Annotated in this window: 18 protein-coding genes; 12 read left to right on the top strand and 6 right to left on the bottom strand. The window is 67.3% G+C overall.

The features are described 5' to 3' along the window. Nucleotides 1-6: 6 nt before the first annotated feature. The 6 genes from ruvA to E3C22_RS11480 all read right to left on the bottom strand — a co-directional run bounded on the left by ruvA (nt 7) and on the right by E3C22_RS11480 (nt 4,578). A complete protein-coding gene (ruvA, locus tag E3C22_RS11455) occupies nt 7-630 on the bottom strand; it encodes a Holliday junction branch migration protein RuvA (RefSeq protein WP_134762153.1) in 624 nt (207 codons plus the stop codon). A gap of 287 nt (nt 631-917) precedes the next feature. Next, on the bottom strand, nt 918-1,355 hold the full coding sequence (locus E3C22_RS11460; protein WP_134762154.1) for a hypothetical protein: 438 nt from the start codon (nt 1,353-1,355) through the stop codon (nt 918-920). 517 nt (nt 1,356-1,872) lie between these two features. Then, entirely contained in the window at nt 1,873-2,229 is a 357-nt protein-coding gene (locus E3C22_RS11465; RefSeq protein ID WP_134762155.1) for a tRNA-binding protein, read from the bottom strand. Nucleotides 2,230-2,557: 328 nt separating this feature from the next. After that, the gene (gene proC, locus E3C22_RS11470; protein WP_134762156.1) at nt 2,558-3,364 is read right to left on the bottom strand and encodes a pyrroline-5-carboxylate reductase; all 807 of its coding nucleotides are present in this window, start codon (nt 3,362-3,364) and stop codon (nt 2,558-2,560) included. Between the two features lie 162 nt (nt 3,365-3,526). Beyond that, nucleotides 3,527-4,027: a type III secretion system chaperone family protein gene (locus E3C22_RS11475; RefSeq protein WP_134762157.1), complete on the bottom strand. Its 501-nt coding sequence runs from the start codon at nt 4,025-4,027 to the stop codon at nt 3,527-3,529. 284 nt (nt 4,028-4,311) lie between these two features. Further along, nucleotides 4,312-4,578: an accessory factor UbiK family protein gene (locus E3C22_RS11480; protein ID WP_134762158.1), complete on the bottom strand. Its 267-nt coding sequence runs from the start codon at nt 4,576-4,578 to the stop codon at nt 4,312-4,314. 246 nt (nt 4,579-4,824) lie between these two features. Here E3C22_RS11480 and lgt point away from each other — a divergent pair, with 246 nt between their 5' ends. From lgt to E3C22_RS11540, 12 genes are all read left to right on the top strand, one after another. After that, a complete protein-coding gene (lgt, locus tag E3C22_RS11485; protein WP_134762159.1) occupies nt 4,825-5,715 on the top strand; it encodes a prolipoprotein diacylglyceryl transferase in 891 nt (296 codons plus the stop codon). Beyond that, complete coding sequence (locus E3C22_RS11490; RefSeq protein ID WP_134762160.1) at nt 5,712-6,815, top strand: class I SAM-dependent methyltransferase; 1,104 nt, start codon at nt 5,712-5,714, stop codon at nt 6,813-6,815. Before lgt ends, E3C22_RS11490 begins: the two co-directional genes overlap by 4 nt. 33 nt (nt 6,816-6,848) lie before the next feature. Next, nucleotides 6,849-7,652 (top strand): peptidoglycan editing factor PgeF, encoded by an 804-nt coding sequence (gene pgeF, locus E3C22_RS11495; RefSeq protein ID WP_134762161.1) that lies wholly within the window; start codon nt 6,849-6,851, stop codon nt 7,650-7,652. Nucleotides 7,653-7,655: 3 nt separating this feature from the next. After that, nucleotides 7,656-8,807 (top strand): M24 family metallopeptidase, encoded by a 1,152-nt coding sequence (locus E3C22_RS11500; RefSeq protein WP_134762162.1) that lies wholly within the window; start codon nt 7,656-7,658, stop codon nt 8,805-8,807. 127 nt (nt 8,808-8,934) lie between these two features. Further along, entirely contained in the window at nt 8,935-9,888 is a 954-nt protein-coding gene (locus E3C22_RS11505; protein WP_134762163.1) for a hypothetical protein, read from the top strand. A 356-nt stretch (nt 9,889-10,244) separates the two neighbouring features. Next, complete coding sequence (locus E3C22_RS11510) at nt 10,245-11,177, top strand: ribose-phosphate pyrophosphokinase (protein WP_134762164.1); 933 nt, start codon at nt 10,245-10,247, stop codon at nt 11,175-11,177. A 307-nt stretch (nt 11,178-11,484) separates the two neighbouring features. Further along, nucleotides 11,485-12,720 (top strand): autotransporter outer membrane beta-barrel domain-containing protein, encoded by a 1,236-nt coding sequence (locus E3C22_RS11515; protein WP_134762165.1) that lies wholly within the window; start codon nt 11,485-11,487, stop codon nt 12,718-12,720. 178 nt (nt 12,721-12,898) lie between these two features. Then, nucleotides 12,899-13,450: a hypothetical protein gene (locus E3C22_RS11520; RefSeq protein ID WP_134762166.1), complete on the top strand. Its 552-nt coding sequence runs from the start codon at nt 12,899-12,901 to the stop codon at nt 13,448-13,450. A gap of 124 nt (nt 13,451-13,574) precedes the next feature. Next, nucleotides 13,575-14,540, top strand: a complete 966-nt coding sequence (locus E3C22_RS11525) for a choline ABC transporter substrate-binding protein (protein ID WP_134762167.1) — start codon at nt 13,575-13,577, stop codon at nt 14,538-14,540. Between the two features lie 132 nt (nt 14,541-14,672). Further along, nucleotides 14,673-15,512, top strand: a complete 840-nt coding sequence (choW, locus tag E3C22_RS11530; protein WP_134762168.1) for a choline ABC transporter permease subunit — start codon at nt 14,673-14,675, stop codon at nt 15,510-15,512. After that, nucleotides 15,509-16,561 (top strand): choline ABC transporter ATP-binding protein, encoded by a 1,053-nt coding sequence (gene choV / locus E3C22_RS11535; protein WP_134762169.1) that lies wholly within the window; start codon nt 15,509-15,511, stop codon nt 16,559-16,561. Before choW ends, choV begins: the two co-directional genes overlap by 4 nt. 287 nt (nt 16,562-16,848) lie before the next feature. Further along, entirely contained in the window at nt 16,849-18,480 is a 1,632-nt protein-coding gene (locus E3C22_RS11540; protein ID WP_134762170.1) for a peptide chain release factor 3, read from the top strand. Nucleotides 18,481-19,553: the final 1,073 nt, after the last annotated feature.

The following is a 19,553-nucleotide window of genomic DNA, read 5'->3' on the forward strand; positions in this document are numbered from 1 at the left end:
GTCCATTCAATTCCGGCTGAGCGCCTTCAGCCCCAGCCGGATCAGCTTTGCTCCGTCGGCGCCCTCGCCCGCCTCGCCGACGGCGGCGGCAATCGCGTTGGCCGCCTGGTCGCGCGAATAGCCAAGATTGGTCAGCGCCGAGACCGCGTCGGCGACAGGCGCCGAAGCCGTGCCGCCGCCGATGTCGCGCTTCAGGCCGAAGCTCGCCTCGGCGCCCGGGCCGGAAAAGGCCGGCGCGCGATCCTTCAGTTCGGCGACGATGCGCGCCGCGACCTTCGGCCCGACGCCGGGCGCCCTCGCCACCATCGCCTTGTCCTGCAGCGCGACGGCATTGGCGAGATCGCCCGAGGACAAGGTGCCGACGACGGCGAGCGCCACCTTCGAGCCGACGCCCTGGACGGTCTGCAAAAGCCGGAACCATTCGCGCTCGGCGGAGGTGGCAAAGCCGTAGAGGCGGATCATGTCCTCGCGCACCACCGTTTCGATGAACAGGATCACCGCCTCGCCGGCACCGCCGATCGAGGCCAGCGTGCGGGCGCCGCAGAAGGCGACATAGCCGACGCCATGGACGTCGACCGTGACGTGGTCCTCGCCGATCTCGTCGATCGTACCCTTGAGTTTGCCGATCATTCCTGTCCGCACCCCGTGCCAGGGCCGTCCACGATCCGCGAAAGCCCGGCCTGCGCCTGCTGGCGCCCAGTCCTCTCGCGGTAAGGAACCGCCGTGAACATGTCAAGAACAGATCAGGTTGAAGGTACGCGTCCCACAGGAAGCCGCCAAGCCTCGACACGTCGTGTCCAGCGGCCCGGGGCTGCCGGCGACACAGGGCCGCTGGAGCGCCCGGACATGCGATCGCCGCGGACCGGTCGGGCCCGCGGCGAGGATTGCGGGACCAATGCCCCCGCTCTCAGATCGGATCAGTCGCAGACGGTGACGTTGCCGATGCGCACGCAGCCGCCATAGCGCCGACGCCGGCGGTAGACGCCGCAAAGCCGCGGATTTTGGCGGCGGAACCAGCGATAGCGGCAGTCGTAACGGGCACTGCGGCGATAATAACGGCGGCGTCCGCGGTAGTACCGGCGGTGCTGTCGACGATGGTGCCGGCGGCTGCTGCGATGGTGGCGATGGCCGTGGTATTGAGCGACTTCGTAGCTGCCGTCCTCGCCGTCGATCCGGTCGAGCAGATCTTCGCCGGCGCCTTCCGCCGCCTCTGCCTCGGAACCGAAGGGCGAAGCTGCGACGGCAGCCGCACAGGCCACTGCGCCGAAACCGAGGAGCAAGCGTCTCCGTGCCGGGTCAGGCTCGGCCGCCTTGGCTGGGCCGCCAAACGGCCAGGACAATCTGAACAGCGACATCGTTCTTCTCCATTTGAGCTGCCCCTTGCGCGTTTCCGGCGGCTCCCACGGTCTTCGCCGCGGTTCTGGCTGATGCCGCCCGCCAAGCCCGCCGCCGACGTCACCAGAGAGACGACGACCACGGCAGGCCTGCAGACGGCATCGTATGCCGCAAGGGCAGGCTGGTCGACCTTCGTCAGATCACATCGACGTTTGTCGGAGATTTTCGACGCCAGAAACGGCTTTCTGCGAGGCCATTTGTGGAAGCGATTGCCGGGGCCGCCAATGGCTTCGGGTCGAGCGTTCGCAAGGCTCGCAGGGCAGCGCGCCATCCGGCAGTCGAGTGCCGCGAAAGCCGGTAGGACGGACCGGTCAGGCCGCTTTCTCAGATGGATTGAGCTTCGGGCCACGGGATCTGCCCAGCAGCGCGCGACCTTCGGGATAATCAAGGGGCGTCGTGGCGACAGACGCTCGCCGTTCCGCCGCGAGCAAGTCGCAGCAGCGGAAGAAAGTTGATGCTTCGACAGCGCCTGAAGGCTCAGAACAACCGGCCGCCCTTCGGCACGGCGTGGCCCGGCCCGAGCAGCACCACCTCGCCGTTCTCGTCGGGGATGCCGAGGGTCAGCACTTCCGACCGGATCGGGCCGATCTGGCGGGGCGGAAAGTTGACGACGGCGATCACCTGCCGGCCGACGAGCTCTTCCGGCTTGTAGTGGACGGTGATCTGGGCGGAGGACTTCTTCACCCCGATCGTCTCGCCGAAGTCGATCATCAGCTTGATGGCGGGCTTGCGCGCCTCGGGAAACGGCGCCGCCTCGACGATCGTCCCGACGCGAATGTCGACCTTCATGAAGTCGTCGAAGGTGATCTGCGACGCGGGTTCGGTGGTGGTCATGGCGATTGTCCTGTGCGTTCTTGCGGGCGGTTTACGTCCAATGCGGCGCCTTTCGGCGCCCCCCTCTGCCCTGCCGGGCATCTCCCCCTCAAGGGGGGAGATTGGGCCCGCATCGATGGCTGCGCCAATTGCGAGCGATGGGCCTGGCAGATCGGTCGGCGGGCGGGCGCAGAACGGTCCGGCTGCGATCTCCCCCCTTGAGGGGGAGATGGGCGGCAGCCCAGAGGGGGGTGATGCTGCGCCGCAACCGTGAATACTGCCGACCGGATGGCCGCGAAGGGAAAAAAGCACACCTGTCCCGCAAGAGTCGCAAAGGGCCCCGCGCCCCTCACCCCTTCGCCAGTTCCTCCGCCCGGTCCCTCGCCGCGCGCATCGCCTCTTCCATCAGGAGAGCCAGCCGGTCCTCGCCCATCAGCACGTCGAGCGCCGCCTGGGTGGTGCCGTTCGGCGAGGTGACGTTCTTCCTCAGCTGCGACGGCGCGTCGTCGGAGCGGATCATCAGTTCGCCCGCACCGGCCACCGTGTGGCGGGCAAGGCGCATCGCGAGGTCGGCCGGCAGCCCCAGCGCCTCGCCGGCCTTCGCCATGCATTCGGCGAGGTGGAAGACATAGGCCGGCCCCGAGCCGGACACCGCGGTCACCGCGTCGATCAGCGCTTCCTCGCCGACCCATTCCACCGGTCCGCTCGCCTCGAGCAGCTGGCCGGCGGCATCGCGATCCTTCTCGCCGGTCCGCTCGTTGCCATAGGCGCCGGTGATGCCCCGGCCGATCAGCGCCGGCGTGTTGGGCATGGCGCGCACCACCGGATGGGGGCCGAGCAGATCCTCGATCGCCGCGACCGTGGTTCCGGCGGCGATGGATACGACGAGGGTTTCGGGCCGCATCGCCGCTTTCAGCGGCGGCACGGCCGCCGTCATCATCTGCGGCTTCACCGCCAGGACGACGATGTCGAAGTCGCCCTCGGGCACCGCGGTGCGATGGCCGACGCCCTTGTCGATCAGCGGCTGCAGCGCCGGCCCGACCGCCGGGTCGACGACCGTCACGCTGGCCGGCGAAAGGCCCTTTTCGAGCCAGCCGCCGAGCAGCGCCGACCCCATGTTGCCGCCGCCGAGAAGCAGGATGCGGGCATCGATCATCGGCACTCACTCCGGAAGACTGGAAGACGACAGCGACGGCACTCTAGCCGTCAGGGGCGCAGCTGCAAGCCATGCCGACGCGCCGGGCGAACACCGATCGGCTTCGCCTCCCCACGGGCGCCGACCGCTCGGGCCAGCGGGATCGAGGCTCGCAGCCGAATGTCAGGCCTCGCCGACGGTCTCGAACATCGAGGCGCTCAGCGCCTCTTCCGCCGACTTGTCGGCCCAGATGACGAACTGGAACGCCTGGTAGAAGCGCTCGCAGCTTTCCAGCGCCATGGCGAGCATGCGCTCGGCCTGGCCGCTGGTCGCGTCGAGCCCGTTCGACAGGAGCAGCGAATGACGGAACATCACCGCACCTTCCTTGCGCCAGAGGTCGAAATGCCCGACCACCAGCTTCTCGTTGATGCGCGCGAGCAGGGTCTGAATCTCGGCCTGCCGATGCGGCGGGACCTTGAGGTCGAAGGCGCAGGCGAGATGCAGCGCCTCCATGTCGTCGATCCAGGAGAACGACACCGAATAGTCGGTCCACACGCCGGCGACCGCAACCGCCAGCTCGTCTTCGCAGGAGCGCTCGAACGCCCATTCGCGCGACGTCGCCACCCATTCGATCACATCGACAGGGTTCGACTGTCGCAAGACTGCCATATCGTCGAATTGCATGCTGATTCCTCGTCAGAATGAATGGGCGGGCAGCCGCCCGCCGCGGCCGCTGCCCGCAGGGGTCATCCGTTCGCCGCCGCCGACGAATCACCCTTGAGAATCAGCATACAGACGGGGAGTCTTCACGCTAAGAGCGTTAACCGTTTTTTCATGTTGATGAGATCCGGCGCTTTCCGAATCGGACAAGGACAGCCGCTTAAGCGACTCTGCGATCAGGATTTTCGCATCGGAAAAATCGCATTGCCGACGCCGGGGAAACTGTCGATAGCCTGTGGATAATGCCTTCAGGCGCCGGTGCTGCCCGCCATCTTGGCTTCGAGATCGGCGAGCCGCTTCTTCAGCGCCTCGTTTTCCATGCGCGCCTTCATCGCCATTTCGCGCACCGCCTCGAATTCCTCGCGCTGGACGAGGTCCATCTGGTTGAGCAGGCGTTCGCCCTGGGTGCGGAACAGCGTCTCGACCTCCCGGCGCACGCCCTGGGCCGTCCCGGCCGCATCGGTCATCACGCGGGCGAATTCGTCGAGAAGACGGTTGGGGGCTCGGTTCGGCATGGTCGTCTCCGGTTTCGGGATGTTTCATCGCAGGTAGAGGCGCGCCGCCGGTTAGACAATAGCGCAGGCCCGGCAATCGCCGCTCGTCAGTGCCCGGCAGGGCGGCTTTTCGGCGCCGTCCGAGGCGGGCTGGCATCGCCCCGGTCTTCAAAGCGTCGCGGGTTGCGCTTATGAGGGCCTCGCGCGGCACCCGCTTTTCAGGCGGGGCCGCGCCGACGAACACGGACGACGAGGCCCGCTTCGACCATGCTCTCCCTCCAGACACTCGGCGTGCTGGCCTATCCGAACATCGACCCGGTGTTCCTGCAGATCGGCCCGATCGCGCTCCACTGGTACGGCCTTGCCTATGTCGCCGGCATCCTCTGCGGCTGGCTCTATGGCCGCCATCTCGTCGCCAACACCCGTCTCTGGCCGAACGGCGTCTCGCCGATCACCAAGCTGCAGATCGACGACATGATCCTCTATCTCGTCCTCGGCATCGTGCTCGGCGGGCGCATCGGCTATGTCGTCTTCTACGATCCGCTGCAGTATCTCGCCGATCCGCTGACGGTGTTTTCGGTGTGGGACGGCGGCATGGCCTTTCACGGCGGTCTCGTCGGCGTGACGGTGGCGCTGATCCTGTTCTGCCGCAACACCGGCGTGCCGTTCTTCAGCCTGATCGACGTCGTCGCCGCCTCGGTGCCCTTCGGCCTGTTCTTCGGCCGGATCGCCAATTTCGTGAACAGCGAGCTCTGGGGCTCGCCGTCAGACGTTCCCTGGGCGATGGTGTTTCCGACCGGCGGCCCCGAGCCGCGCCATCCGAGCCAGCTCTACGAGGCTGCGCTCGAGGGCGTGCTTCTCTGGATCATCCTCAGGATCGCCACCCACGGCTTCAAGACGCTCGGCAGGCCGCGGCTCACCGCCGGCCTTTTCATCTTCTTCTACGGCGTCGCGCGGATCCTCGTCGAGGCCTTCTGGCGCATTCCCGACGCGCAGCTCGGCTATCTCCTCGGCGGCTGGCTGACCATGGGCATGGTGCTCTCCTTCCCGATGCTGCTCGTCGGGCTCTGGGCAATTGCGACGGCAAAGCCGGTGACCTACGAGCCGGCCGAGGGCGCCGGCGAGATCGCCGGGAGCCGGGACTCGGCGCGCCCTTGAACGCCCTTGCCGAGAAGATCACAGAAATCATCCGGCGCGGGGGACCGATCGGCATCGACCGGTTCTGGAACGTCGCGCTGTTCGATCCCGGCGCCGGCTATTACGCGACGAAGAACCCCTTCGGGCGGGCCGGCGACTTCGTCACCGCGCCGGAGGTCAGCCAGATGTTCGGCGAACTGATTGGCGCCTGGGTCGCTTCGGCCTGGGCCGCGCTCGGCAGTCCGAAACCGTTCAGGCTGATCGAGATCGGCCCCGGCCGGGGCACGCTGATGGCCGACATGCTGCGCACGCTCCGACGCGCCGCGCCGGGCTGCCTTGCAGCAGCGAGCATCCACCTCGTCGAGACCAGCGAGACCCTTGCCGCGATCCAGGCCGAGACGCTGTCGCGCTTCGACCTGCCGATCCGCCGCCATCGCAGGGTCGAGGAGGTCGGCGGCGGTCCGGCGATCATCGTCGCCAACGAACTCTTCGACGCCCTCGCCATCCGCCAGTTCGTCTTCGACGGCACGGCCTTCGCTGAGCGCTGCGTCGGCCTTGGCGAGGACGGGCGGCTGCAGTTCACCCTCGCCCCCCGGCTCGACAGGCAGCCGCAGGCCGCCGCACTGCCCGGCCCGCCAGAGCCGGGTGCGGTGCTGGAAGTCTCGCCGGAGCGCGACGCGCTTGCCGCCGCCCTTGCCACGCGTCTCGCCACAGAAGGCGGCGCCGGCCTCTTCATCGACTACGGCCACGGGGAAAGCGGCTATGGCGACACGCTGCAGGCGATCCACGCCCACGCCTTCGCCGATCCGCTCGAAAGGCCGGGCGAGGCCGACATCACCAGCCATGTGGACTTTGCCCGTCTCGGCCACATCTTCGCAGCGCGCGGACTCGCCGTCTCGAAGGTGACCGAACAGGGCGACCTCCTCCTTTCCCTCGGGCTGCTCGAACGCGCCGGCGCACTCGGTGCGCCGATGGATGCGGACAGCCGGCGCCGGATCGAGCAGCAGGTGGCCCGTCTCGCAGGGCGGAGCGACGGTGAAATGGGCAGTCTCTTCAAGGCTCTGGCCGCTGCGTCATCGCCGCTTCCGCTGCCGCCCTTCACCCCGCAACAGCCGGATTGACTTCCCATGCCCGCTCGCCCACCATCCGCGCCCATGGCCGATCACACCACCCGCGCTCCGGCGCTCAAGGACGAGGACGTGATCCGCGCGGCGGAGCTCACCGGCGACGCCATATCCCATGGCTTCTTCACCCGCCGCGGCGGCGTCTCGACCGGCCTCTACGAAGGCCTCAATGTCGGCATCGGATCCAAGGACGATGTGGCCGACGTCAGTGAAAACCGCGCCAGGGCAATGGCCACGCTCGGCCTTCGCGAGGGAGCGCTGGCGACCCCCTGGCAGGTGCATTCCGCCGAGGCGATCGTCGTCGATCGTCCGTTTGAAGGCGAACGGCCGAAAGCCGACGGCATCGTCACCACCCGGCCGGGCTTTGCCATCGGCGTCGTCACCGCCGACTGCGGCCCCGTCCTCTTTGCCGACCAGAAGAACGGCGTCGTCGGCGCCGCGCATTCCGGCTGGCGCGGAGCGCTCGGCGGCGTCCTCGAGGCGACCGTCGCGGCGATGGAGACGGTCGGCGCCAGGCGCTCGTCGATCACCGCCATCCTCGGCCCGACGATCACCCAGCCGAATTACGAGGTCGGCCTCGACATGGTGGCGGCCTTCGTCGAGGGCGACGCCAGCAGGGAGCACTTCTTTGCGCCGGGAAAGGGATCGGACAAGCGGCAGTTCGACCTCCCCGGCTTCATCGTCCACGTTCTCCAGGAGGCGGGTGTGAAGGCGGGCTTCGTTGGCCGATGCACCTATGGCGAGCCGGACATGTTCTACTCCTTCCGCCGCACCACCCATCGCGGCGAGCCCGATTACGGCCGGCAGCTCGCGGCGATCTGTCTGCGGGATTGAACGATGCTGCATTTCGAACGATGCGAATTCGACACGCGCCGCGAGCGCGTCCTCGCCGAGATGGCGAACCGCAAACTCGACGCCATGCTGATCTTCTCCCAGGAGTCGATGTACTGGCTGACCGGCTATGACACCTTCGGCTTCTGCTTCTTCCAGTGCCTTGCCCTGAAGGCCAATGGCGAGATGCAGCTGCTGACCCGCTCGGCGGATCTCAGGCAGGCGCGGCACACCTCGATCCTCGAGGCGATCGTCATCTGGCGCGACCGCGGCAATGCCGACCCGGTGATCGAGCTGCGCAACATGCTCGACGACATGGGGCTGCTCGGCACCCGCATCGGCGTCGAATGGCTGACCCACGGGCTGACCGGGACGGCGGGGCGCGCCGTCAACGAGCGCCTCGGCTCCTTCGCGACGTTGCGGGACGCCTCCGACCTCGTGCCGATGCTGCGGGCGGTGAAGAGCGACGCCGAGATTTCCCATGTCCGCGAGGCGGCGCTTCTGGCCGACGAGGCCTTCGAGGAAGCGCTGCCGCTGATCGGCGCCGGCGCCGACGAGGCCGACATCCTGGCGGCGCTGCAGGGCCACGTGCTGAAGCGCGGCGGCGACTATCCCGCCAATCCGTTCATCGTCGGCTCCGGCCGAGACGCCCTCCTCTGCCGCTACAAGTCCGGCCGCCGCAGGCTCGACGCGAGCGACCAGGTGACGCTCGAATGGGCGGGGGTGAAGGCGCAGTATCACGCCGCCCTGATGCGCACGGTGATCGTCGGCGAGCCGACGGAGCGCCACCAGGAACTCTATGCCGCGGCAAGAGAGGCGCTCGCCGCCGTCGAGGAGGTGATGCGGCCCGAACATACCTTCGGCGACGTCTTCGACGCCCATTCCGCGGTGATGGAGGAGCACGAGCTGGTCCGCCACCGCTTGAGCGCCTGCGGCTATTCGCTCGGTGCGCGCTACGCCCCGTCCTGGATGGACACGCCGATGTTCCATGTCGGCAATCCGGCGGTGATCCAGCCGAACATGACGCTGTTCGCCCACATGATCATCATGGATTCCGACACCGGAACGGCGATGACCCTCGGGCGCACCTATCTCACCACCGAGACGGAGCCTGAACCCCTGTCGCGGCTGCCGCTCGACCTGCAGGTCGTGGGCTGAGAACACCCACAAGGCGAAGGTGCCGCCGCAACGCAGCAAATCGCACAGATTTTAACGATTTCTTCCGATCGGAGCGGCAGGATGCCGGTTGCTTCGATGCCGAGACACGGCCGGAAGGAGATCGCCCGTGGCAACGAAAATCGTCAGATGCGGCCCGCTTCTCGCAGCAGGTCTCGGCGCGGCCGTTTCCGGCTGCACAGGCACCGACCTCTCGATCGCCATGGGGCCGAACGGCCCCATCCCGCCGGAAAATGTCGGCTCCATCTCCACCCTCGGCGCGCCCCCCGTCTCGGCAACGCAGATGGCCTCCGCGGCGCCGCTGACGCCGAGCCCAGCCGGCGCCGTCTCCTCCGAACCGCTGCCGCCCTCCTATGGCAATTACGGCAATCAGAGCGGCTATGGCGATCAGGGCGGCGTCAGCGGCAGCCCGCTCGCGCCGCCCTCGCTGCAGCAGGACTCCGGCCGGCGCTCCGGCAACATGCGCTGGGTCGAGGGACCGCAGCCCGTCGGGACGAACGGCGACGGGGGCCCGGCTCCCGCCCGCACCGAAATGGCCTCGCTGCCCGATCCTGTCTCGGCAAAACAGGCGCCCGTCGAGCCGCAGATGTACGAGCCGCGCGCCCCGGAACCGCCCCGCGAGGAGCAGGCGGCGCTCGGCCCCGCATCCGATCAGGGGCCCTTGCGGCCCGCCTCGATGCGCGGCGAGAATGCCGCAAGGCCCGCCCGCGGCGAAGTCCAGTTCCTGCCCGTCGTCGGAGCGCCGCAGCGCGACGCCGAGCTTCTCGCCCGGGCGCTTTCGGAGGAATCCCAGCGCGCCGGCATGACCATCCGCCCGGCCAGCGGCCCGGTCGCGCCGATCCGGCTGAAGGGTTATTTCTCCGCCTTTTCGAGCGGCAACGAGACGGTTCTCGTCTATGTCTGGGACGTTCTCGACGCCAACGACCAGCGCGTCCATCGCATCCAGGGCCAGGAGACCGTTGCCGGCACCGACGGCGATCCCTGGACGAAGATCGATCTCGAAACGCTGCGCAAGGTGGCGCGCGACACGATGGGCAAGGCGGCCGAACTACAGGTCGGCTGATGCGCCAGCATGTCGCACTCGGGGTCTCAGCCCGGGTCGCGTCAGCGATCCCTTCACCTTGTTGCGGCGGCGCACAAGACTCGGCTTGAAGTTTTGCGCAAGGCTGCTAGAGCACCCATCGCAGATCGGACGGTGACGGAACGGAGACGGCTCCGCGCCATTTTCGACCTGACATCCGCGCCTGCCGCTCGATCGGCAGCCCGGCGCGGCTATATCGTGTTCGGCGGCGTCCCGACCGCAGGGCGGGAGGGAGTTTCGCGGCAAACTCGACCAGCCTGCCTGTGGTCTGGCCCGGAAGGAATGGCAGCTTGCGCAACAACGACATCTCCGCCAACCGATCCAACGGCCGGAGGGCGATGAAGCTCTTCAGCGGCAATTCCAACCGGGCGCTGGCCGAATCGATCGGCGACTATCTGGAACTGCCGCTCGGCCAGGCGATGGTGCGGCGTTTCGCCGACCAGGAGATCTTCGTCGAGATCCAGGAAAACGTCCGCGGCGAGGATGTCTTCGTCATCCAGTCAACGTCGTTCCCGGCGAACGACCACCTCATGGAACTGCTGATCATCATCGATGCGATGCGCCGGGCCTCGGCGCGGCGCATTACCGCGGTGCTTCCGTATTTCGGCTATGCCCGCCAGGACCGCAAAGCCGGCGGCCGCACGCCGATCTCGGCCAAGCTCGTCGCCAACCTCATCACCGAGGCCGGCGCCGACCGGGTGATGACCCTCGATCTTCATGCCGGCCAGATCCAGGGCTTCTTCGACATCCCCACCGACAACCTCTTTGCCGTGCCGCTGCTCGCCCGCGACATCAAGGAACATCAGGATCTCGAAAACCTGATGGTCGTCTCGCCGGACGTCGGCGGCGTGGTCCGCGCACGGGCGCTCGCCAAGCGTCTCGACGCGCCGCTCGCCATCGTCGACAAGCGCCGCGACCGGCCGGGCGAGTCGGAGGTGATGAACATCATCGGCGACGTCACCGGCCGCAACTGCATCCTCATCGACGACATCATCGATTCCGGCGGCACGCTCTGCAACGCCGCCGACGCACTGATGAAAGCCGGCGCAACCAGCGCCTCCGCCTACATCACCCACGGCGTGCTTTCCGGCGGCGCCGTCTCGAGGATCGGCGCTTCCAGCCTCAAGGAACTGGTGATCACCGACTCGATCCAGCCGACCAAGGCGATCGAGGGCGCGAGAAACATCCGCGTCGTCACCACGGCGAACCTCCTCGGCGAGGCGATCGCCCGCACCGCCTCCGAGGAATCGGTCTCCAGCCTCTTCGACTGACCCCGCCAGTCCCGAAGCTGTCGGCTCCCTGCATACACCTCGCCGAGGCGTGGCATGGATGCACCGCAGCATGGGTAAAAATCCCTTCGCTCTCCTTACGAAATCTTGCGCGCGCCGTCCTGCCCGAACTAGCTACGGGCCGGGATTGCAGTGCCGAGCGCTCCCTCCGGCCGGCAACACGCCATGGCCCGCGCTTTGGGACCGACACGGCACATTGGTGCGAAACGCTGGAAAATTAAGCTCTCGTTAACCCTGTCCGGTGTCCAACGAGGCTTCCAATTTTCGCAACTGCGAAGACGAGCGGACCATGCAGACGAGCAAAGACCTGCAGAAACGCCCCGTTTCCGGCGACAGGACAGGGCATCGCGGCTCCGGCGGACGCGCCGGCGCGCTGATGGCGGCCGTCATACTGCTGGCTCTCCTCCCCGGCATGCGCCTTGCCGATGCCGGCGATCTCGACAGCGACACCCAGTCCTTCGCCGTCGCCTCCGTGGCGCGACAGAACGCCCTCGCCTTGCGCCTTGCGAGCGGGCAGAACGACAATCTCAAGGTCCATCTCGAAAGCCTGCGCAGCGACGCCTGCGGCCCAACATCGGTCAGGCTGTCCTTCGGCCAGACCGACGCGATGGACGACTGGGAAAAGCTGCTCGACGATGCCGGCGAGGCAGCCCGGTCGAAGACGCTGCAGTCGTCGTCCAAGGCGGACGAATGCGCCAATGCCGCAAGGGCCTGGACCGGCGGTTCGGTGACCCTCGCCAACGACGCGCTGGACGGCGACGGCCGCTATTTCGAGCGCTTCGAAAGCAATCTGTCCGCCGGCCTCGACGCGCGGCTGGCCGCGGACCTTGCCGTCGGCATGGCGATCGGCGGCTCCAACGGCGACACGATCGAATCCGACGGCGACGCGCGCAGCCGCTCGGCGGTCGGCTCCTTCGCCGCCTACGCCTCCTATCATCCGAGCGAGGCGACCTTCGCCGAGGCCGCGCTCGGGGTCTCGCGGCTGCGTCTTTCCGATCGCGTCGACGGCGACCTGGACGAGCTCTCCGGCGACGTCGATCATGGCGGCCTCGGCGGCTATGCGACGGTTGCCGTCGGCCGCGTCGAACAGCTCGGCGGCGTCGAACTGTCGCCCTATCTGAAGGCCGCCGGTCAGGTCATCCGCCTCGAAGCGGCGCGCCAGACCATCGGCTCGACCGCCTACAGGACCCACAGCCAGCTCGCGTCGAGCGTCGCCGGAACCGTCGGCGTCGACGCCTCGGTGGCACTGCGGCGGCTGCCGGACTGGATCGCCGTCAAGCCGAAGGCTGGCGTCGAGATCGGCTATTCGCTCAGCCGCCAGGCCGCGACAGCCATTGCGGTAGAGGCGGGGGACGCCAGCGGCACGGTGCCCGGCACCTTCTCGACCGCCCAGACGCTGCGTCTCGATGTCGGCACCAGCATCAAGCTCTTCGACGAACTGTCGCTGGATTTCGACGTCGAATCCCGGCCGATCGAGGATGGCAGGCCGAAGACGCTGCGGCTCTCGTCAAGCTGGAATTTTTAAGGCGCGACCGGCGCCGGCCTGAAAGATCAGGCTTGGCGCGCCGAATTGGGCCGGCGCGCTCCGCCTGCGGTTTCCGCCGAACCGTCCGCTCGCCTGACGATCAGACCATCAGCCTATCGATTGCGCTCCGCTGGAGCTTGTGCAATCTTCGGGCATCTTCGTTGCCCCCGGGGCGGCCATGTCGCGTCTTCTGCGTCGCATCAGCATCGTCAATGTCGCCACCGGCCTCGCTGCCTTGGCGCTGGTGCTCTTCGGCGTCGGGCTCCTCACCCGCGAGGATGTCGCCGACAAGCCCTATCTGAAGATCGCCGGCTCCGGCTTCATCTTCAACTACCGGGTTGCCGACGTCTATTACGGCTTTACCGCCTTCGTTCAGAAGCCGGTGAAGAACTACTCGGTGATCGAGGCGACCTTCGAAGATCCGTCCGGCGGCTCGCCACACCAGGTGCGTGTGAAGATGTCGCCCCGTTCGAGCCGCTACGGCGTCCGCTCGCCGCCGCTGCGGGGCGTCGAGGCGCACCATCCCTACCGGGTTTCCGTTCGCCTCATCCAGAATGGCGACGGCGCCGTGCTGTTCGAGGATGCCTTCACCGTCACCTCGCAGATTTCCGACCGCATCGTGCCGCCGCAACCTCTGACCGTCGGCCCCGGCTACACCCGCAATCCGCAGATGCCGGACGGCTGGACTGCACCTGCGGCTTCGGACCCAAGGTTAGATCACGCGGGATGAATTATTTGCGGCAAATTCGCCCCCGGCTGTTGCGCCTCGGGACGCAAAAGGTTGATATTGCCGCAGCACCGCCGGCAGGGCGGCCGCACGACCGAACCTTCCCCAAGTATCACAGGAGAACCGAATGAACCGGAAATCGAGGGCTCTTGGCCTCTTTGTCGGAGCGTCCTTCATGATGCTGCCCGCGCTGGCGACCACCGCACAGGCGGCCGATGCGGACAGCTGCAAGACGGTTCGCCTCTCCGACGTCGGCTGGACCGACATCACCTCGACCACCGCGGTGATGTCGAAGCTGCTCGAGGGCATGGGCTACGATCCCGACGTCAAGATCCTGTCGGTGCCGGTGACCTTCGCCTCCCTCGCCGACGACAATCTCGACGTCTTCCTCGGCAACTGGATGCCAGCCCAGGCCGAACCGATCAAGAAGTATGTCGACAACGGCTCGATCGAGCGGGTCGAGACCAATCTCGAGGGCGCCAAATACACCCTCGCCGTGCCGAAATATCTCTATGACGAGGGCCTTCACGACTTTGCCGACATCCACAAGTTCGGCGACGAGCTGGACCACAAGATCTACGGCATCGAGCCGGGCAACGACGGCAACTCGCTGGTCATCGGCCTGATCGACAAGAACCGCTTCGACCTCGGCGACTTCGAGCTGGTCGCCTCGTCGGAACAGGGCATGCTCTCGCAGGTGGCGCGGGCGACCAAGTCGAAGAAGGGCATCGTCTTCCTCGGCTGGGCGCCGCATCCGATGAACACCAATTACGACATCGAATATCTGACCGGCGGCGACGACACCTTCGGCCCGAACTACGGCGGCGCCACGGTCTACACCGTTACCCGCAAGGGCTACAGCGAAGAGTGCCCGAACATCGGCAAGCTGATCAAGAATCTGACCTTCGATCTCGACATGGAAAACAAGATCATGGGCAAGATCCTCGACGACGGCGAGGAGCCCGAGAAGGCCGCGACCGAATGGCTGAAGGCCAATCCCGACCGGCTGACCAAGTGGCTCGACGGCGTCACCACCCTCGACGACAAGCCGGCCCTTGCGGCCGTCAAGGAAACGCTCGGCATCTCGTCCTGAGCCCTTCGCCCCTTCGGGCGCGATCGATGACCTCGGGGTCGGCCGGACGGCCGGCCCCGATCCTTTGGCGGAAACGCGCCCTCCCTTTTTCGCAAGACCCTTTTCATCGAAGCCAAGAGGACAGAGCAGCCCGTGGAATGGCTTGAAGCCCACCCCTTGCCGATCGGCGACTATGCCGAGGCCTTCGTCGACTGGTTGACAGCGAACTTCACCTTCGTCTTCGACGGCCTGACGAAGTTCCTGCAGTCGATCATCGACGCGATCCTGTTCGTTCTGACCTGGCCGCATCCCTTCGTCGTCGTCGCGGCCTTCTGCCTGATCGCCTGGCTGGCGCGGCGCTCGATCTTCCCGGTCCTGTTCACCCTCGTCGGCCTCCTGCTGATCATCAATCTCGGCTTCTGGAAGGAGACCACCCAGACGCTCGCCCTCGTCATCGCGGCGACGGCGACCTGCATGGTCATCGGCGTGCCCCTCGGCATCGCCGCCGCGCGGCGCGAATGGGTCTATGTGATCCTCAGGCCGATCCTCGACCTGATGCAGACCATCCCGACCTTCGTCTATCTGATCCCGGCGCTGATCCTCTTCGGCCTCGGCATGGTGCCGGGCCTCGTCGCGACGGTGATCTTCTCACTGCCCGCCTCGATCCGCCTCACCCGCCTCGGCATCGCCTCGACGCCGACGCAGCTTCTCGAAGCCGGCGACGCCTTCGGCGCGACGCCGATGCAGCGGCTGTTCAAGGTCGAGATCCCCTACGCGCTGCCGCAGATCATGGCCGGCCTCACCCAGACGATCATGCTGTCTCTGTCGATGGTGGTCATCGCCGCCCTCGTCGGCGCGCCCGGCCTCGGCGTTCCGGTGCTGAGAGCCCTGAATGCCATCAATGTCGGCAACGGCTTTGAATCCGGCCTTGCCATCGTGCTTCTGGCGATCATTCTCGATCGCTTCTTCCGGGTCGAGGAGAAGGGCCGATGAGCAAGACCGTCGTCTCCTTCGAAAACGTCTCGATCATCTTCGGCCGCAACCGCGACAAGGCTCTGGCGCTGGCCGACGAGGGCAAGTCCCGCGCCGAGATCCGCGAGGAAACCGGCGCGACGCTCGGCGTCACCAACGCCAGGCTCGACGTCAAGGAAGGCGAGATCGCCGTCCTGATGGGCCTCTCCGGCTCCGGCAAGTCGACCCTCATCCGCGCCGTCAACGGCCTTGCGCCGGTCGCCCGCGGCCGCGTCGTCATCGACACCGGCCGCGAGCCGGTCGATCCGAAGGACTGCGGATCGAAGCGGCTGCGCGAACTCCGGCGCCACGAAGTGGCGATGGTGTTCCAGCAATTCGCCCTCTTGCCCTGGCGCACGGTGGTGGACAATGTCGCCCTCGGCCTCGAATTTGCCGGCGAATCGAAGACCGCCCGGCGCGAGCGCGCCCTCGCCCAGCTCGAGCTCGTCGGCCTCTCCGACTGGGCCAATTCGCGCGTTTCGGAACTCTCCGGCGGCATGCAGCAGCGTGTCGGCCTCGCGAGAGCCTTTGCGACGGATGCCCCGATCCTCCTGATGGACGAGCCCTTCTCGGCCCTCGACCCGCTGATCCGCACGCGGCTGCAGGACGAGCTGATCGATCTTCAGCAGAAACTGAAGAAGACCATCATCTTCGTCAGCCACGATCTCGACGAGGCCTTCAAGATCGGCAACCGCATCGCCATCATGGAAGGCGGCAGGATTGTCCAGATCGGCACCGCGCAGGATATCGTGCTGAGGCCCGCCGACGACTACGTCGCCGACTTCGTCGCCCATATGAACCCGCTCAACGTTCTGACCGCCGGCGACGTGATGAAGCCGGTGACCCGCGAGGACACGACGCCCGCCAATGTCGCCGCCATGGCCGAGCCGACGACGCCGCTGAAGCGGGTGATGGAATCGGTGAGCGGGGCGAAGGGCTCGGTCGTCGTCAGCCACAACGGCAAGATCCTCGGCCAGATCGGCCCGCAGGAGATCGTCGACGCGCTGCAGCGCCACCAGGCCGAGGGCTGAGAGCGCCTGGCGAAGGGCCGCTCTCGCCGAGGCGGGGCGGCCTTTCGCATCCGCCTTGCGCCAGGGCCATCTGCGTTTGCCCCTGATCGACGCGAAGCCGTCGAGCTGTCGAGCGTGCTTTTTGAGAAGATCGGTCCGATTGCCGGGCCGATGCTGCAGCCCGTAGCCCATTCCGATTTTCCGCCGAATGCTGTAGACGGCGGGGCAAACCAGCCGACCCTCGCCTGCGACGCGGGCGGGCGAAAACCCTCGGCAAACCTCGGAAAACGCAGCGGAAAGCAGACCCCATGGACAGCCTCGCCGAGGAAACCGGCCTTTTGCGCCAGACGGCACCCTCGCCGCAGCGCCCTTACGAGACCCGGCGGACCTTCGCGATCATCTCGCATCCGGACGCCGGCAAGACCACCCTGACCGAAAAGCTGCTGCTGGCCGGCGGCGCCATCGAGATGGCCGGCGCGGTGCGCGCCAAGGGCAACAAGAACCGCGCCAAGTCCGACTGGCTCGACATCGAGAAGAACCGCGGCATCTCGGTGACCTCCTCGGTGATGACCTTCGAGAAGGGGGGCGTGAACTTCAACCTCCTCGATACGCCCGGCCATAGCGACTTTTCCGAGGACACCTACCGCACGCTGACGGCCGTCGACAGCGCCATCATGGTGATCGACGCGGCCAAGGGCATCGAGGCGCAGACCCGCAAGCTCTTCGAGATCTGCCGCCTGCGCGACATCCCGATCGTCACCTTCGTCAACAAGATCGACCGCGAGGGCCGCGACCCGTTCGAACTCCTGGACGAGATCGAGGAGCAGCTGGCGCTCTCCGTCGCGCCGATGGTCTGGCCGGTCGGCCAGGGCGGCCTGTTCAAGGGCTGCTACGACCTCGTCGCCAACGACTTCCTCCCGGCCAGAGGCAGCGCCGTCCCCTGCCCCGCCGGGCTCGAGGATCCGGCGCTCGAAACGGCGCTCGGCGCCGAGACCCATGCCGCCCTCAACGATGCCGCGACGCTCGCCGTCGAGGGCTACGCGTCCTTCGACCGCGAGGCCTTCCGACAGGGCCATCTGACGCCGGTGATCTTCGGCTCGGCGCTGGAGAACTTCGCCGTCGGCCGGCTGATGGACTTCATCGCCGCCCATGCGCCGGAGCCGCGGCCGCAACCCTCCGACCGCGGCCCTGTCGACCCGTCCGAGGACAAGGTGTCGGGCTTCGTCTTTAAGGTCCAGGCCAATATGGACCCCAAGCACCGCGACCGCGTCGCCTTCGTGCGCTTCTGCTCGGGCCATTTCCGGCGCGGCATGAAGCTCGACCATGTCCGCTCGGGCAAGGCGCTCGCCGTCTCCAACCCGATCTATTTCGTCGCCCAGGAGCGCTCGCTCACCGAGGAAGCCTATGCCGGCGACGTCATCGGCATTCCGAACCACGGCACCCTGCAGGTCGGCGACACGTTGACCGAGGGCGAAGCCTTCCGCTTCACCGGCCTGCCGGCCTTCGCCCCGGAGGTCCTGCGCCGGGTGCGGCTCACCGACACGATGAAGATGAAGCAGATGCGCCGGGGCCTCGAGGATCTCGCCCAGGAAGGCCTTGTCCAGGTGTTCCGGCCGACCATCGGCTCCGACTTCATCGTCGGCGTCGTCGGCCCGCTGCAGCTCGACGTGCTCGCCTCGCGCATCGCCGGCGAATACAAGGCCGAAGTCTCCTTCGAGCCGGTGCAGTACAATGTCGCCCGCTGGATCCGCTGCGAGAACCCGCAGCTGCTGAAGGAATTCATCCGCGAGAACACGATGAACGTCGTGCGCGACCGCGACGACTGGCCGGTCTATCTCTGCAAGGACGAGTGGGACCTTCGCTACATCATGAGCCGCAACAAGGACATCGCCTTCGACGCGACCCGCGAGATCGTCCAGCAGGGCGATACGGGGAAGTAGGGTCGGCCGTTTCGCCGCGCCGAAGGAGGCCGCTTGCGGTCCCGCTGCGTCAGACGCCCGGAAGTTCGCCGACGCTCACGCCTTCCCTGCCCCTCCCCGGCCCGCCGGACAAGGTGCCGTCCCCTGGCGCGCCGTCATTCTCATCTGTTGCAGCCGCCGCTCACCCCCCTCTGCCCTGCCGGGCATCTCCCCCGCAAGGGGGGAGATCGGCCGAGCGTCACCGCTGCGCCCCTTGTTCGCCGAGCGCCGCTGCAGGGACATCAAAGCAAAGCCTGTGCGGCCGAAGCCGCCTGATCTCCCCCCTTGCGGGGGAGATGCCCGGCAGGGCAGAGGGGGGCGCCTCGGCGCAACGGCCGCCGTGTTTCTCTCCCTCCTGCCATCCCGTCCGCCCGAACCACCGTCCCACGCGGAAGCGCCCGGCGGCGCGATGCGCCCCGAGTTCGGCCCATGCGATCTGCCGCTCCCGATGGAGCCGGCAATGTCCCGCCCGACAGGCGGACAGCGGAACGCCGGAGGCAGGCCCTCCGATAGTCTGGTATTCTACGGCCCGCCTCCGGCGTCCCGCGCGGCGTTTTTTCGGGGTCTTCTCGGCTCACCCACCCTGTCCGTCGCCTCGGCCTTGTCAGCCAAAACGCCGACCTCGGGCCGGCCACACCGGCTGCTGGCTCTTCACCCGCCGCACCTTTTCAGCACGGCGACCTCAAGCGGACCGATCCGCACCCGCGCCGTATTACGCGAGGGCCCTTCGACAGGCTCAGGAGCGGATCCTCGAACCCGTCCGGGGCGCCAAACTCATCGGAATAACTCGCGGCTCGGACACCGCCCGCCCTCGCCCTGAGCCAGCCGAAGGGAAGATCCCGGCGATCGTCCGCGTCCCTCGGGACGGCGGTGCAGGGATTGTGGGCGGGGTGGTTGGGGGTGGGGATATCTTTTTTGCCCGCGAGGATGTGACTTCTCGCCAGGGCAGCGGCGGTTCTGCGGAGACGCCGGAGATGGCCGGGGCTGATCTTGCGGCCGACAGATGAGCGGATCTCCGCGTGGCGCAGACGCTCCGCGGCAGAATCGCGAGAAGC

Source organism: Jiella endophytica (assembly GCF_004519335.1).
GTDB classification, from domain to species: domain Bacteria; phylum Pseudomonadota; class Alphaproteobacteria; order Rhizobiales; family Rhizobiaceae; genus Jiella; species Jiella endophytica.